Source organism: Salinisphaera sp. LB1, from assembly GCF_003177035.1.
Taxonomy (GTDB): Bacteria; Pseudomonadota; Gammaproteobacteria; order Nevskiales; family Salinisphaeraceae; genus Salinisphaera.
In genome coordinates this window covers 2,226,093-2,241,137 of the sequence record NZ_CP029488.1, presented here as the reverse complement: position 1 = coordinate 2,241,137, position 15,045 = coordinate 2,226,093, and the positions used below count along the sequence as shown (strand labels likewise).

The window sequence follows — 15,045 nt, the reverse complement described above, 5'->3', positions numbered from 1 at the left end:
TGCGTGATTCGTCGCTTTTGACCCCGTCATCCGAGCCCGGCCTGCGCGCCATGTCGGCGCTGTGCCTGTGCGCGGCGGCGGGCTGGCTCGCGCTGGTGGTTGCCGGCAGCCGGGACGGCTTGTGGGTCCTGGTGACACTCACCCTGTTCAGCGCTGTCGCGTTTCTTGCCGGCGCTGTCATCAGCGCAATCCCGCATGATCCGCGCTTGATCTCGCGCATCGATGCCGCCGCCGCGGGGGCCATGCTCGCCTCCGCACTCGTGCTGCTGATCCCGCATGCACTGAGTGACCATGCCGCCACCGGCAGCGCCGGTCTGGCGATCGGTCTGGCCGTAGGCATGGCGCTCCATGTCACCAGCGGCGGCCGCGACGGTCGCGCCATGCTCGGGGCTCTCACCCTGCATTCGGTCTGCGGCGGCATCGTTCTGGGGGCACTTTATACGCTCATGCCGGCACACGGCTGGGGGGTCGGACTGGCCATTCTCGCCCACAAGGCGCCGGCTGGCTACGTGCTCGCGCGGCGCCTGGCTGCCCGGCCGGGGCACCGGATATTAGTCGTACTCCCCGCCTTGGGGACTGGACTCGGCGCGCTTTGTGTTGCAATCATGCCTGTTGGGGTGGCGCTGCCGGCCGGTTTGATATTCGGCGCGGCGGCCGGGTTGTTCCTGTTTGTCGCGCTGGCGTTTTTTGTATCGAGCGCAAAAATCGGCGCGCTCGACGCCGGGGACTGGCGCGCATTCGTCATGGGTGGCATGTCTATTGCCTTCGCGGCGTGGGTGGCGTCACACGGCATCTAGACCGTTTGCGCGATCAAAAGGCGGGAAGGACGGCAGGAAACTTTTCCGGCGCGGGCCGGTCTCAGGATTTTGTTTTTTTGAAATTACAAGCAGCGGGATCGGCCAGCCAGCGTGTCGAGTTCGGTGCAGAGGGTTGGGAATGAAACACAAGCGCGTGTTACGTACCGGCGCGGCCGGTGCGCTCGGTGTCACTTTATGTGTTTGCGGCGCTGCCCAGGCGGCACCCGGCAAACCGGAAGCCACCGTGATTCGCGCTTCGAACAAGCAGAGCAGCGACCTCCGGATCCAGCCCCTGGCCGCGGATCAGATGCAGGCCGCCAAGGCGCTGGGACTGACCACGACCCCGCAGATCACGCCCTGGCAGCAGATTAAGGTCCGCTCCGGAGACACGTTGTCGGGCGTATTCGCACGGGCCGGGCTCGGCGCATCGCAGTGGCGACAATTGCTCGATCTGGGGCCATCGACTGACGCGTTGCGTCACATCCACCCCGGGGACACGCTGGAAATCCGCAAGACGCCCACCGGCAAGCTCGGCGAACTGCGTTACCGACTCAATTCGATCAAGACGCTGCATGTGAATCGCGCGGGTGCCGCGTTGCAGGCCAGGATCGAAAAACGCGCGACACAGACGCGCGAGATCACCGCGACCGGCACGGTCGGCAAGTCATTGTCACATTCGATGGCCGCGGATGGCGTGCCGGCCCGTGTGGCGAACCAGATGGCCCGCATCTACCGCTACCGCCACAACCTGCGTCATTTGCACCCGGGCGATAAGTTCTCGGTGGTCTACCGCGCCACCTACAGCGGGGGCCGTCAGATTGCTACCGGCCCGGTGCTGGCCGCGAGCATCACGACCCATCAACACAACTACAAAGCCTTTCGCGCCAAGGATGGAAACGGCAGCGTCGGCTACTTCGACACCGCCGGTGTTTCCTACAAGCCGGCCTTCACGCGCAAGCCGGTCGCCTACACGCGTATCAGCAGTCCGTTCAACCTCCACCGATTGAATCCGGTCACGCACAAGGTCCGCCCGCACAAGGGCGTGGACATGGCGGCGCCGATCGGTACGCCGATTCATGCGGCCGCCGAAGGCAGGGTGAAATACGCCGGCTGGATGCATGGCTATGGCCGTATCGTCGAACTCACCAACTTCGACGGCTACAGCACGCGCTATGCGCACATGCACAAGATTCGGTCGAAATTGCACGTGGGCGAGCACGTGACCAAGGGCGAAGTGATCGGTTACGTCGGCGAATCCGGCGAAGCTACCGGCCCGCATCTGCATTTCGAGATCCGAAAGAACGGCGTGGCGTACAACCCGATGACCATCAAACTGCCCACGGGACACTCGTTGCCGCAGAGCAAACTGGCGGCCTATACCCGCAAGATCCAGCCGCTCATCGCCAAGCTCTCGCCGGCCCCGACCACCCTGCTGGCCAAGACCGCCTCGACCCCGGACCACGGCAACAGCTGTAACCGGGCCGTGTCGCTCAACGCCACGCTGGCGCTCGATCCAGTGGGTGCCGCGCGGCGACACAGTCTCAGCAACATCTTCTGCGTGGTGCACCACCACCACCATCAGCCGACCAACGCCTGACGCGTTGCGGCGCGGCGGGCGCCGTACGCCGGCATAAGGTTCGCCGTCGTGCCTTGCCGGGCACGAACCGGCGTTACGGGGCACGCAGCCGGATGCCTTGGCGGCGCATGACCGGGACAACATCATCCAGCGCCCGGCATGATCAAACGGCGCCATCCGCCCCGGATTTCCCGCCAACGGCGATCAATGCCCGGGTATGAGCCGCCGTTGCACGCCCACACCACGGCTCGCATCAGCCCGGCCGGCCATCCAGTCCCGCCTTGTGCGCGGCACTCCCGACACGACAAAGGCCGCACGACGGATCGGGCGGCCTTCATCTATCGGCAGCATCCGCGGGCGCATGCCGTGTTTCGATCAATGGCGCCAGTCGCGGTCGTCCCAGCCACGGTGACGACCGTGGTCATGGTCATCATAGTCATGGCGGCGATCGTGACCGTAGTAGCCGCGCCGATCGTAATGAACATCGCGGCGGCGACCCCAGTCGCGGCCACGATAATGATCATCGGCGTGGCCGTCGTGTTGGCCCGCCAGGATGGCCCCGCCGGCGCCGCCCAGCCCGCCGCCGATCACGGCCCCGGTCTGACCGCCCATGGCGCCGCCCACTGCGGCCCCGATCGCGCCGCCGAGGCCGCCGCCCAACACCTCATTGAAAGTGTTGTTGTCGGCCAGGGCCGCCGAGCTGCCGCCGGCCATCGCGAGAGCGACGACCCAAGGAATAATCTTCGTGCTGCGCATGCTGGTCACCGGTCGTTGTGAGACTTGAGCAGAGCATAAGTCGACCCGTTTAACCAAGCCTGAACGGACTGAACACACTGACTCGGAATCCGTTCAGCCCCGGTTGCCGCCAGAGATTCCAGACTCATCGGCCGATTCTCACAAGCTTTCGACCGAAGACCCCATGGACCTCATTCGTATTCTGTTATCGATTCTGCTGCCACCGGTTGGCGTGTTCCTGCAGGTCGGCATCGGCCTTCAGTTCTGGATCAACATCGTGCTGACACTCCTCGGCTATATCCCGGGCGTGGTACACGCGGTCTATATCATTGCCACGCGCGACTGACAGGGACGACCTTCGGCGCCATGTTACCGAGGGCCCTATGAAACCGACGAGCTCACCCCCATCGTGTTCGGCATACGCTCACGAATCCACAGCTTGTCATGTCCATCGATCTTTCCGTGCTCGATCTGGTTCCCGTGCCGAGCGGTACGGCGGCGTCCGCGGCCGTCCGCGACAGCATCAACCTGGCGCGATTGGCCGAGGCCCGTGGCTACAAGCGCTACTGGATCTCCGAACATCACAGCATGCCGACGATAGCGAGCTCCTCACCGGAGGTGCTGCTATCACGCATTGGCGCGCTCACCGAACACATTCGCATCGGCTCGGGGGGCATCATGCTGCCCAACCATGCCCCCATGCGGGTCGCCGAGCATTTCCGCACCCTGGAAGCACTTTATCCCGGGCGAGTCGATCTCGGCCTGGGGCGCGCGCCCGGCTCGGATATGCGCGCCAACCGCGCCTTGCACGCCGGCTCCGGGGAGCACTTTGCCGACATGCTCGATGAAATGCTCTCGCTGGCCCATGATCGCTATGCCGCGAATCACCCTTATGCCGGCGTCAGGATCGTGCCCGAGGATGCGCCCATGCCGCCGATCTGGATTCTGGGCTCGTCGGGCGCGAGCGCGGAATTGGCTGGGGCCGGCGGCTACGGCTACAGCTTCGCCAGCCATTTCAGCCCGGCTCCGGCGGAACCGGCACTCGAACGATATCGCTATGCATTCGAACCGTCGTCGCAATTTCCATCGCCCCACACCATTCTCGGGGTGTCGGTGATTTGCGCCGCCACCGACGAAGAGGCCGAGGCGCTGGCGGCCACTGTCGATCTGATGTGGCTGCGTCTGCGCAAGGGACAGTTCCTGCCGCTGCCCTCGCCCGAAGAGGCGCGTGCCTATTCCTACAGCGACATCGAGCGCAACGCGGTCAAGGAAAACCGCGCGCGCCACATCATCGGTTCGCCCGAAACGGTGGCCCGACAATTGCAGGATCTCAGTCAACGCACGGGCGCGAGCGAGTTGATGATCGTGTCCAACATCCACGATGCCGGTGCGCGGCTACGCTCCTACGAACTGGTTGCCGAGGCCATGTCGACTGGTGCGAGCAACTGAGATTTGCCGGGCGGCGACAGAGAAAGATGACGCCGCCCGGTTGGACAGCGCACAATACCGGCGCATGTACATTGAGGATGAGTTCGCCATGACCGCCCAATCCGCGCCCGCAGACGCCGAATTCCCGGCGCTCGACGAACAGTTATGCTTTGCGTTGTATACCGCGACGCATCGAATAACACGAGCCTACCGCCCCCTGCTTGAGCCGCTGGGGCTCACCTACGTCCAGTATCTGGTGATGCTGGTGCTCTGGGAATCCGCGCCGCGCTCGGTCGGGGAGCTGGGTCATTCGTTGTATCTGGACAGCGGCACGCTCACTCCCCTGCTCAAGCGGATGGAAAAATCCGGACTGGTCACGCGCCAGCGCGACAACAACGATGAGCGGCGCGTGCTCATTTATCTGACCGACCAGGGGCTGGAGCTGAAGTCGCAGGCGCACCATATCCAGGCGGATATGCTCTGCCGCATGGAACTTACGCGCGCGGAGTCGCGCCAACTCCAGGCCCAGGTGATGGAACTCATCGATAACCTGGAAAAGAATTAATCGGTTCGAGGGCCTGTTGCCGTTTGCGCGGCGCCGGCGGCCGAAACGATTCAGGCTTTGGCAACACAACGCGCGCCGTGGCGGCAGAGGCCGTGCCCGGGACCACATGGTTTGCATCGCAATCCATGTGGTCTAGACATAGCGGGCCATCGCAAGCCGCGGGTAGCCGACAGCCTCAAGCGTTTCCGCCGCGGCAAGCCACGGCGTGTGGCGATACTTGTGCGGCAGTGTCTCGAGTTCCGGCACCCACCGCCCCACATACTCGGCTTCGCTATCGTACTGCAGGGCCTGTGCCAGCACATCGAACCCCTTGTCGCGCTTGTCGGTGCCCACGCCGGCGATATTCGCCCAGTTGCCCCAGTTGCTGGCGACGTCATAGTCGATCAGCTGGGCCTCGAACCAGGCCGCGCCCCAGCGCCAGTCCTGACCCAGGTCGCGCGCCAGGTAGCTGGCCGCATTCTGACGACCGCGATTGGACATGTACCCGGTCGCCGCCAGTTCGCGCATATTGGCGTCCACGAACGGCATGCCGGTGTACCCGGCCTTCCAGGCTTCCAGCACGGGGGCATCCACGGCCGCCGGGCGATCGTGCCGGTCTAGCAGACCGCTGCGCGCGAACAGCCGCGCGCCGTGGCGTGCGAGCACCCAGTGGAAAAACTCGCGCCAACGCAGTTCGAGCAACAGCCAGTACGTCGATTCGTTGGCGACCACATCGGATTCGAAGCGTGACAGCTCGTCGGCGACTCGCCGCACCGATAGACAGCCGCTGGCCAGCCAGGGCGACAGTTTGGACGAGAAATCCGCCCCCATGAGCTGGTTGCGGGTGTGCTTGTAGTGCGTGACCGCTCGCGATTGCCAGAGGTAGTGCGACAGCTGTGCGCGTCCGGCCGTCTCCCCGCCGACAAAGCGTGTTGCAAGGCCGGACCAGGTGGCCGGATCGAACCGTTCGATACCCGATAGGTCCACGGCCTCGATTCCGACCCCATCGCTCGGCGGCTCGATCGGGCGGGCCGGCCGCGCACCACGCTCGATACGGCGCCGGAAACGCGTGAACACGCGGGGCATGTCATCGAGATCGAACGGAAGATCGCCGCGCGCATGCAGTGTATTGGGCCGGGTTTCGTGCAGGGCCACACTGCACCGTGCCAGCGCACAGCGCACCCGGCGCACCTGGCCGGCCTCCTCGGGCGCACTCTCGGCGGCGGTCCAGACCGATGCCACGCCGTTGGCTTGCGCCAGCCGCACGATCACCGTCTCCGGCTCGCCCGCCAGCACCAGCAGCTCCACGCCACGGGGCTCGAGGCCGGCGCGCAGCGAGGCTAGCGCCTGGGCGATGAAGCTGCGGCGATGCGCGCCAACCCTGGGCGCGCCGTATTTGCTCGCGGCTGCAAGACGGGCATCGACGCAATAGACCGCGACGACCGCGCCGGCCTGTACCGCCGCCGTAAGCGCGGGATTGTCGTCCACCCGAAGATCGTTCTTGAACCAGCAGATCGCGCGGCTCATCCGGCCACCCCACGACTTACCGTCGGCCCGGGATGGGCCGAACGGCACGCCTTGCTGCAGTATTTCACTCGCGGCCAGTCCCGTGCCCATTTTTTGCGCCAGGCGAAAGCCCGACCACAGTGGGCGCACCGCTTCGCGGGCAAATCAGCCTTCTTGCGCATCCGTGGCATGAATACGGGATCCGAACCACACTTAGACTAGATCTCTACGCAGGAGGCTCCGGGTCGGATGCAGGGTATGGCGCGCGCCGCATGATGTCCTCGCCGTGGCTACGGCGCCCGGTCTCGACGAAATCGAGACGGGCATACAACCGGCGCGCAGCTTCGTTGTCAGGCCGAAGGCTGATGAGCACGGTGGCATCCGCATGTTCGGCCCCGATTTCAGCGAGCAGCCGCTCCAGTCCGGCCCGGCCGTACCCGTAGCCCTGCCAGTCGGCATCAATCATGAAACGCGGAATATTGAACGCGTTCTCGGCGGCGACGTATTCATACATGGCAAACCCGACCACTGTTTGCCCGGCGATGATCGCGCGCGGACGGCAGGTGGGTTCTACGTAGGCCTCGGCCAATGAATACAGATTGGACGCAAGATAGTCGGCCTGTTCCGCCTCGACGCGCAGCGCGATCACCGCCTGCCAATTGGCCCGCGTGACCGGCGCTAGCGTGACGCTCAGCCGGGTCGGAGGCGTTTCGTCCGCATGGGCACTCATTTCATGTCCGCGAAGGCCGTACGATGGAACTCGGCGATCTCAGCGACCTCGGCCACGCCCGGTTCGCGCAGCGGCGATGGTGACGCGCCCGCCATCACCTCGAGCGTGGTGCGCGTACAGCGGGCCAGGGTTTCCGGGTTGTAGCCGCCTTCCAGCGCCATCACCAACCGGCCGTCACAGTAGGTATCGGCCAGCGACTGAACGATGCCGGTCAACGCGCTGAACCCATCGAAGGTCATGGTCAGGCACATTTCATTGATATGCGCATCCATGCCAGCCGAGACCATCACCAGATCCGGCTTGAACCACTCGGCCGCCGGCACGAGGATGTCTTCGAATGCGCGGATCATGGCGAGGTCGCCCGCGTCGCCGGGCAACGGCACGTTGACCGTCGTGCCCTCGCCAAGCCCCTCGCCCACGTTGTCCATAGGCCCGGTACCGGGATAGAACGGGGCCGCGCGATGCGTGTCGAAGAACAACACGTTCGGATCGGCAGCAAAGATATCCTGGGTCCCGTTGCCGTGGTGGGCGTCCCAATCGATGATCAGGACACGCTCGGCTTCCCAGTGCGCCTGCGCATGGGCGGCGCCGACCGCGATGTTGTTGAACAGACAAAAACCGCGCGCCCGTACCGCATTGGCATGATGCCCGGGCGGGCGCGATACCACGAACGCCGAACCGGTGCGCTTTTCGAACACCGCATCGACCGCCGCCACCACCGAACCCGCCGCGACTTCCGCCGCCTCCAGGCTGCCGGCGGAAACCGCCGTGGTATCGACATCGAGCCACGCCTGCTTGCCCCGGAGCTCATGCAGGCTTTCCACGTACGACGTGGTATGCACGCGCTGGAGTTGCTCCATCGTGGCCACCCGACCCGTCTCGAACCGGACCCCGGGCACCGGCTCGGCGTGCAGCAGATCGTTGATCGCCGTCACGCGTCCCGGATGCTCGGGATAGCTCCACTTGGCCTCCATGCCCAGGCCTTCGAGGATATGGCGTACCCGGCTGTTCATCCGCCCCGGCAGGAACGGCTCTTGGGCCTCCGGGCGGTGCAGCAGCACACGTTCGTCGTAGAACACGGTTACGTCTCGGTCACCGATCACGCTTGTCCCTCCAGTGCGGACCGACACGCAGCATAGCGCCGTGACGCGGCCGACGCGATACCGGGGTCGGCACGCAGACCAATCTCATCCGCGCGCGGCGGCCTCGCGCTCGCGCATGGCGATCAGGGTCCGCAGCGTATGCAGGCGCGGCACCGCCACGCCGAGCGCCTCGGCCCGGGCCACGACATTACCGAGAATGGCATCGACCTCCAGCGCCCGCCCGGCCCGATAATCCAGCGCCATGCTGTTGCGATAGGCCGGCATCCGCCGTGTGGCCTCGATATTGCGATCAACCGCGTCTGCCGGTAGCGGATGGCCGTCGGCGGCGGCCACGGCCATCACCTCGGTCATCGCAGCCCGGGCCAGCGTCTCGCCGCCGGGCGTTTCCAGCAGCGTCACCGTATCAGCGCCGTCCGCCAGCACGGAAATCGGGTTGAACGGTGTGTTCCACAAACTCTTGGCCCAGCGCTCGCGCACGATCGAGGCGCTGCACTTCACATCGATGCCACCGGCCTCGAACCAGGCAGCCAGATCGCGTGCTTCGGCGCTCACGCCGCTCGGCCAGGCGCCGAGGGTGAGCCGGCCATACGCTTGGTGCTCGATCTCGCCCGGCGCGCGGCGGCTGACCGCGACGAAGGCCAGCGCGCTGACCAGCGGATGACCGGGCAACGCCGCCGCCACCGGCGGTTCGATATCCAGCCCATTCTCGATCAGGGCGATGGCCGATTGCGGGCCGAGCCAGGGCGCGATCAGCGCGGCCCGGTCGACCTCCGGCAATACTTTGACGCAACAGATCACGACATCGGCACCCGGGGTGGCGGCGTCGGCGATGTGATGGACCGCGGCCGGCCGGTATGACAAGTCGCCCATCGGACTGTCGATGCTGAAGCCGCGCGCGCGCACGATATCGACATGCGAACGCAGCACCACTTCCACGCGCGCCCCGGCGCGCTGCAGTATCGCGCCGTAGAACGCACCGATGGCGCCCGCGCCGACGATCACGATGCGCGGCACCGGCGGGCTCATCCGGCCCCCCGAGCCGCCGGCGCCGGGCGCGCTCGCAGCGTCCACTCGCGGCCGACGCCCACGGCCGCCAGACGCGCCTCGTCGCAACGCTCCCGCTTGAGCGGCATGGCCGAGACATAATCCGCGCGCAGGGCCGCGGCATCGGAATGCGCGTGATCGACCGATTCGAGCCCGCGCTCGAACGCCATCCAGCGATAGGACTGGCCGCGTGAATCGCGCTGCTCGACGAGCCGCGGCGCGGCCATGCTGCCGCCGACCTGACGCGTGAAACGCAGCCCGTTCACTGCGTCCGGATCGCACATCGGGAAATTGATGTTCCAGGCACAGCCATGTTCCTGCCGCGCCGCCCAGAGCGCGGCGACGACCGCCCGGCCCCAGGTTTCGGTCACGCTGAAGTCAAAGGCCGCCCGATCGGTGAAAGCCTGACTGAGCGCGATCGCCGGCAAGTCGAAATGCGCGGCGGCCACGGCCGCCCCCACGGTGCCGGAATACATCACCGAATCGGACAGGTTGTGGCCCCAGTTCACGCCCGAGAGCACCAGATCCGGGCGTTGACCGCCCATCAACTCGGTACCGAGCGCGACCATCACGCAATCGGCCGGCGTGCCGGTCACCGAGTGCCGACGGGGCCCATGATCGCGAACCCGCAGCGGATGGTGCATGGACAGCGCCTGCGCCATGCCGCTCTGATCGGTGGCCGGCGCGAACACCCAGACTTCATCGGCCAGCGTCGCCGCCAGCCGCTCGGCGACCGCCAGGCCGGGGGCGTCGATGCCGTCGTCGTTGGTCACTACGATGCGTTCGAGTTTCATCGAAGCCTGTCTCCACCTCGCAAAGGGCGACCAGCTTAGCGCACCCGCATTGCAACGCGGGTGCCAACCGGTCGAACACCGCGCCACAGCGACCCTCACCGACTTGCCGAATGCCGCCCCGGCGGTGTACATACGGCACAGTATCTTCATCGTTTTGGCGAAAGTCCCATGACCCGACCCGATCTGCAGAGCGGCCATGTCCGTGCCAGCGTCGACGACCACGTGCTGCGCGTCACCCTCGATCGCGCCGACAAGCGCAATGCGCTGACGCGCGCCATGTATGCCGATCTGGGCACCGCCATCGCGGCCGCAGTGGACGACCCCGAAGTACACGTCATCGTGCTCGCCGGCGAAGGCCCGATGTTCTGTGCCGGCAACGATATCGCCGACTTCGCCAACGCGGATCCAGCGTCCGGCGATGCCGGCACCGACGGACCGGCGCTGCGCTTCATCCGCCGCATGGCCGAATGCGACAAGCCGATCGTAGTCGCCGTCCAGGGCCAGGCCACCGGCATCGGCACCACGCTGTTGCTGCATGCCGATCTGGTCATCGCCGCGGACGATGCGCGTTTCTACACGGCCTTCATCGATCTCGGCCTGGTGCCGGAGGCCGGCTCGAGCCGATTGCTGCCGGCACTGGTCGGGCGCCAGAACGCTGCTCGCTTGCTGCTCGCCGGCGACACGCTCAGCGCCGAGGAAGCGCAGCACATGGGCCTGATCGCGTATCGCGTGCCGGCCGCCCAGCTGGCCGACCGTACCCACGAACTGGCCGCACGTCTGGCCGCGAAACCGCCCGGGGCGATGAGCGCTAGCAAGCGCCTGCTGCGCGAAGGCATGAATACGGCCGACACCGTGGCCCAGATCGAGCGCGAGGCCGAAATTTTCGGACAGCGACTCGCCAGCAGCGAAGTCCGCGAGATCATGAACGCATTCCTGAACCGCAAGAAGCGCTGAAACGAGGCCGCCCGGACTCGTTGACGGCGTCACGCGCCCTTTACCTTGCGGCCAGCCTGAACGCTGCCCGCAGTCATTCAGTCTGAGCCCATGAAAACGCCGCCACCTCACGGTGGCGGCGGCTCAGGGCCAATCCTTCTACCTATCAGAAGTCATAGCTCAGCCTACCGTAGACGGTACGGCCGAGACCGCTGGCATAACGGGCGTCATACCCGGAATTGCCCGCATAGGTCTGCACCGAGAACGGCGGGTTCTTGTCGAACACGTTATCCGAGCCCAGCGTGATCTGGACACCGTCGTGGAACGAGTAGGAGCCATAGGTATCCCAGGTAATAAAGGGATGCACCTGCCGATCCCCGCCTGAATCCCGGTAGCCACTCTCGTAGTGGTTGACGACCGCCAGCGCCCAAGGGCCCTTGCTCCAGCCCAGCGTAATGTTGTGCTTCCAGCGGAACTCGACCTGGTCGTTGGCATAACGTCCCACGTTCGATATGAATTTCCCGCCCGGCACCACCTGCTGCTCGAAGTAATTCGTATACGTGCCGGTCAAGGCCAGCGTGTAATCGCCGGTGTCGGTCGGAAGATTGAACTTCAGATCGACGTCCTCACCACTGGTGGTGATCGCGCCCAGATTCTGGTTGAGGTCGCTTATGTAGTTGATCGGCCCGCCAGACCCGTTCCGGTGGAACTCATTCGCGTACTTGCTGTAGTGGCTGAAGATGTAGTCGTCTGGCGGCACGGAAATCAGGTTCGTGATCCGGATATGCCAGAAGTCTGCGGACAGGGACACATATTTGATCGGCTGCAGAACGAAGCCGGCACCCCAGCTTTGCGATGTCTCCGGCTGGAGATTCTTGTTGCCGCCGATCTGCTCGTTGAACTGCTGATTACAGCTGACCGAAGCGTTGGCGCCTGCAATGGGCGTGCCGCCCGGACAACGCAACGGATCGTTGAGCCCGCCTGAGGAATTAGTGACGGACGGCGGCTGATAGAGATCATACAGCGTGGGCGCATGAAACCCCTCGGCATAGTGCGCGCGCAGCACCAGCATCTTGAACGGCTGGTAACGAAGCGAGACCTTGGGGTTGGTCGTTGTACCGACATCGCTGTAGTTGTCGAAGCGCGCCTGGGCGTCGAGCGACAGATTTTTCAGCAGCGGAATGTTCAATTCACCGAACACGCTTTCCACGTCTCGTTTCTTATTGATCTGCGTGGCCTCGATACCCTCGCTGGTCGCCCGCTCTGCCACGGACCCGTTGACGTACTCGCTCAACGTCTCGTGCCGATACTGGGCGCCCAGCGCGAGCGCGGCCTGGCCGGCGCCGAACCAGTTACCCAACTCATGATCGACCTTGCCATCCCAGATATAGGCACGGGTACGATACTGGTCGAGCTCCCCGGTCGTTTCCAGACTTCGAAGTTTTGCCAACTGGGCAGGCGTCGGATTGCTGGTGAACGGATTGAAGGAGCCGTCGTTGACCGCGGTCTGAAAGGAATTGGCGCCATAGGCCTGATTGAAGAACCCGCTGACGAGATTCTGCGTGGTGGTGCTCTGGTCGAAATTAAGCGCCGTGTCGTAATGGAAGCCACCCAGGAAACGGCCCGTGAAGGCCATGACCGCGCGCTGACTCTGGTTGACGTTGCGGGCGATACGCGGACCCAGCGGAACAGCGCGATAGCGCAGTTGCGCCGGCTGCGTGGGATCGAAGCTGCCGGCACCTTCAGCCGCGGTCGTCGGCAGCGGCACCACGCCGTTGCCCGGGTAATACGGGCTCGAGGGACTGATCGCGACCGAGGAGCCGAAGTTGCCGACGGTGGGCGACGGCGCCGACAGGGTGTAATTGGTATTGCGCGTCCACAGATAGCTCAACGAAACCTTGTTGTTGTCGTTGATCTTGTACGCGCCGCGCAGATAGGCCGAGGGCTCGTTCGACCGGTCTACAACGTTCGCCCCGAGCGCGGTGTAGTTCTCGCGGCAGGACACGCTATCGCCGATGCTGACTTCGCCATGCACGTTACAACCCGGTGCCGTCGGATTGTAGTTGGGGTTGGCGACATATTGACCGGGGTAGGTGAACGACGAGACGGCATCGATGCGCGGATCGAGTGGGGTCACAAAACTGCGATCATTGGCATTGACGGCCTGCTGACGCCGGTATTCCAGCGTACCCATGATGTTCCAGCCGTCCTTATCGAGATCGCCCTTGCCAAAGGTCGCGCTCAGCGTTGTTCCATTCCCGCCACCGCTACGAGTCGGCAGCGTTTCCTGCAGGCTGACGTCGCCGCCCTGAAGATTCTTCTTGGTGATGAAGTTGATCACGCCGCCGACCGCGTCGGTGCCGTACAAGGCCGACGCGCCACTGCGCAGCACTTCCACACGGTCGATGGCCGCAAACGGAATGCTGTTGAGATCCGTCCCGGAACCGTTGCCGAACAAACCGTTGACCGCCAGACGACGCCCGTTCAGCAGGATCAGGGTCTTGTTCGGACCCAGGCCGCGCAAATCGGCGAAAGACGCGCCGCCCGTGTTCTGTGCGCCGGTACCAAAACCCGGGCCGGAAGAACTATCATTACCCGCCAACTGCTGTAACAGCTGGGGCGTGGATGTAATACCCTGCTTGCGCAGATCAGACGCCTTGTAAACCGTGACCGGGAGAGAAGTCGCGGCGTCGGTACGCGCGATCGCGGTACCGGTTACCGCCACATTGCCCAGATTGGTAGTCGGCGCAGAAACCGCCGCCGAGCTTGAGGACGCAGAAGCCGACGCTGCTGCGGGGGCCGCTGCTGCAGGCGCCGCCGGCGCCACCCCACTGGCGCTGGCGCCAGCATCACCGCTCGCTGCAGCAGGCGCAACATAGCCATTGTCGCCACTACTCGAAGATGAGCCAGTCGTCTGCGCAAGGGCGGCACCGACCGGCGACAACGCAAGCAGACAGGCACAAATCGATGCTTTGGACGTATTTTTCCAGTTCGTTACGCCTGATACATATTCATCAGTACGCACCCAAGGCTTTTCAGCCTCAGAAGCTGACGCTTCGGTCATGATCGATCCCCAATAACGGTCGGACATTTACAATTTTCGAAAAGAGCGAAGCCCTCTTCCTCCCTTCCAGCCACGGCCCCGCTCCCTTTTTCGATCAACGGCCTACAAAAAACCAAAATCAATAGCCGAGGCCGGAACGGATGCGCCCGGCATCCGCGTAAAACGCGATAGCGCAAGCTGGGACACGTTCAATGCAAGATCAGGGCCATCATCTACGCGATGGCCAGATTGCGAATGGCAATCGCGTAAAAAACCTTTCCTGATAAAGTTTCGCCGTGTCTGCAAAGTACGGCGCAGGCGAGCAGGTCCATTGAAATGCCGGCACCCACGAGCACACGGCTGCACGGCCGAAGGGCAACGTGCCGGTTGTGATGCACGGCGCGCAGACATCGGATATATCGCATCGGTCGCCCATGACCGGGCGACGCGAATCAGCAGTAGATTGCGCCGCTACCCGAGCTGCCAATTCACGCGAGTTGAATAGCGGCGGGGGGCGCAATGCCGCGGATCGCCCGCTCTTCGTCCGGCTGATCACCACAATCGCCCGGCGTCCATCTCGCACGAGTGCTGCAGGCAGCCGCGCAAGTGGTGAGTGCGCCGCGTTCACCCCGGGTCTTCCGGACCCGCGGGTCACAAGCTGCGGATCAGATGTCGTCGCTTCGGAGCCTGACTAAAAACAGGCCGGCATCACCGCATTGACTGACAAGCGTGCGATAACGCACGCGTCGCAGGGGTTACGGGTTTGCTGGAACCAACGCTTACGCAGACCCACGGTTTGAATACCGAGCGCG

At 64.6% G+C, this 15,045-nt stretch carries 13 protein-coding genes and 1 pseudogene; 6 read left to right on the top strand and 8 right to left on the bottom strand.

Going from position 1 to position 15,045, the window contains the following annotated elements:
- Positions 1-17 precede the first annotated feature (17 nt).
- Positions 18-797, top strand: coding sequence for a hypothetical protein (locus SALB1_RS10110; RefSeq protein ID WP_222843023.1), 780 nt, complete (start codon positions 18-20; stop codon positions 795-797).
- Between the two features lie 139 nt (positions 798-936).
- Positions 937-2,394, top strand: coding sequence for a peptidoglycan DD-metalloendopeptidase family protein (locus SALB1_RS10105; RefSeq protein WP_109993748.1), 1,458 nt, complete (start codon positions 937-939; stop codon positions 2,392-2,394).
- Positions 2,395-2,748: 354 nt separating this feature from the next.
- On the opposite strand, the gene SALB1_RS10100 is transcribed toward SALB1_RS10105, so the two are convergent.
- Positions 2,749-3,129 (bottom strand): hypothetical protein, encoded by a 381-nt coding sequence (locus SALB1_RS10100; RefSeq protein WP_145961295.1) that lies wholly within the window; start codon positions 3,127-3,129, stop codon positions 2,749-2,751.
- A gap of 163 nt (positions 3,130-3,292) precedes the next feature.
- Between SALB1_RS10100 and SALB1_RS10095 the strand changes: the two genes are divergently transcribed.
- From SALB1_RS10095 to SALB1_RS10085, 3 genes are all read left to right on the top strand, one after another.
- Positions 3,293-3,454: a YqaE/Pmp3 family membrane protein gene (locus SALB1_RS10095; RefSeq protein WP_109993746.1), complete on the top strand. Its 162-nt coding sequence runs from the start codon at positions 3,293-3,295 to the stop codon at positions 3,452-3,454.
- A 98-nt stretch (positions 3,455-3,552) separates the two neighbouring features.
- The gene (locus tag SALB1_RS10090) at positions 3,553-4,557 is read left to right on the top strand and encodes an LLM class flavin-dependent oxidoreductase (protein WP_109993745.1); all 1,005 of its coding nucleotides are present in this window, start codon (positions 3,553-3,555) and stop codon (positions 4,555-4,557) included.
- An 88-nt stretch (positions 4,558-4,645) separates the two neighbouring features.
- A complete protein-coding gene (locus tag SALB1_RS10085) occupies positions 4,646-5,101 on the top strand; it encodes a MarR family winged helix-turn-helix transcriptional regulator (protein ID WP_109995378.1) in 456 nt (151 codons plus the stop codon).
- A gap of 132 nt (positions 5,102-5,233) precedes the next feature.
- Here SALB1_RS10085 and SALB1_RS10080 read toward each other — a convergent pair whose 3' ends face one another.
- The 6 genes and pseudogenes from SALB1_RS10080 to surE form a co-directional block, all read right to left on the bottom strand.
- Positions 5,234-6,697 carry a DASH family cryptochrome gene (locus SALB1_RS10080; RefSeq protein WP_109993744.1) on the bottom strand — a complete coding sequence of 488 codons (1,464 nt, stop codon included), beginning with the start codon at positions 6,695-6,697 and terminating at the stop codon, positions 5,234-5,236.
- A 2-nt stretch (positions 6,698-6,699) separates the two neighbouring features.
- A pseudogene (locus tag SALB1_RS19920) lies at positions 6,700-6,768 on the bottom strand (DUF2256 domain-containing protein); the annotation flags it as partial.
- A 44-nt stretch (positions 6,769-6,812) separates the two neighbouring features.
- Positions 6,813-7,316: a GNAT family N-acetyltransferase gene (locus SALB1_RS10070; protein WP_109993743.1), complete on the bottom strand. Its 504-nt coding sequence runs from the start codon at positions 7,314-7,316 to the stop codon at positions 6,813-6,815.
- Positions 7,313-8,419, bottom strand: a complete 1,107-nt coding sequence (locus tag SALB1_RS10065; RefSeq protein ID WP_199678765.1) for a histone deacetylase — start codon at positions 8,417-8,419, stop codon at positions 7,313-7,315. The genes SALB1_RS10070 and SALB1_RS10065 overlap by 4 nt, the downstream gene beginning before the upstream one ends.
- An 84-nt stretch (positions 8,420-8,503) precedes the next feature.
- A complete protein-coding gene (locus SALB1_RS10060) occupies positions 8,504-9,445 on the bottom strand; it encodes a ketopantoate reductase family protein (RefSeq protein ID WP_109995375.1) in 942 nt (313 codons plus the stop codon).
- A complete protein-coding gene (gene surE / locus SALB1_RS10055) occupies positions 9,442-10,257 on the bottom strand; it encodes a 5'/3'-nucleotidase SurE (protein ID WP_109993742.1) in 816 nt (271 codons plus the stop codon). The genes SALB1_RS10060 and surE overlap by 4 nt, the downstream gene beginning before the upstream one ends.
- A 168-nt stretch (positions 10,258-10,425) precedes the next feature.
- On the opposite strand from surE, the gene SALB1_RS10050 reads away from it, so the two are divergent.
- Entirely contained in the window at positions 10,426-11,211 is a 786-nt protein-coding gene (locus tag SALB1_RS10050) for an enoyl-CoA hydratase-related protein (protein ID WP_109993741.1), read from the top strand.
- Between the two features lie 145 nt (positions 11,212-11,356).
- On the opposite strand, the gene SALB1_RS10045 is transcribed toward SALB1_RS10050, so the two are convergent.
- Positions 11,357-14,281: a TonB-dependent receptor gene (locus tag SALB1_RS10045; protein WP_109993740.1), complete on the bottom strand. Its 2,925-nt coding sequence runs from the start codon at positions 14,279-14,281 to the stop codon at positions 11,357-11,359.
- Positions 14,282-15,045: the final 764 nt, after the last annotated feature.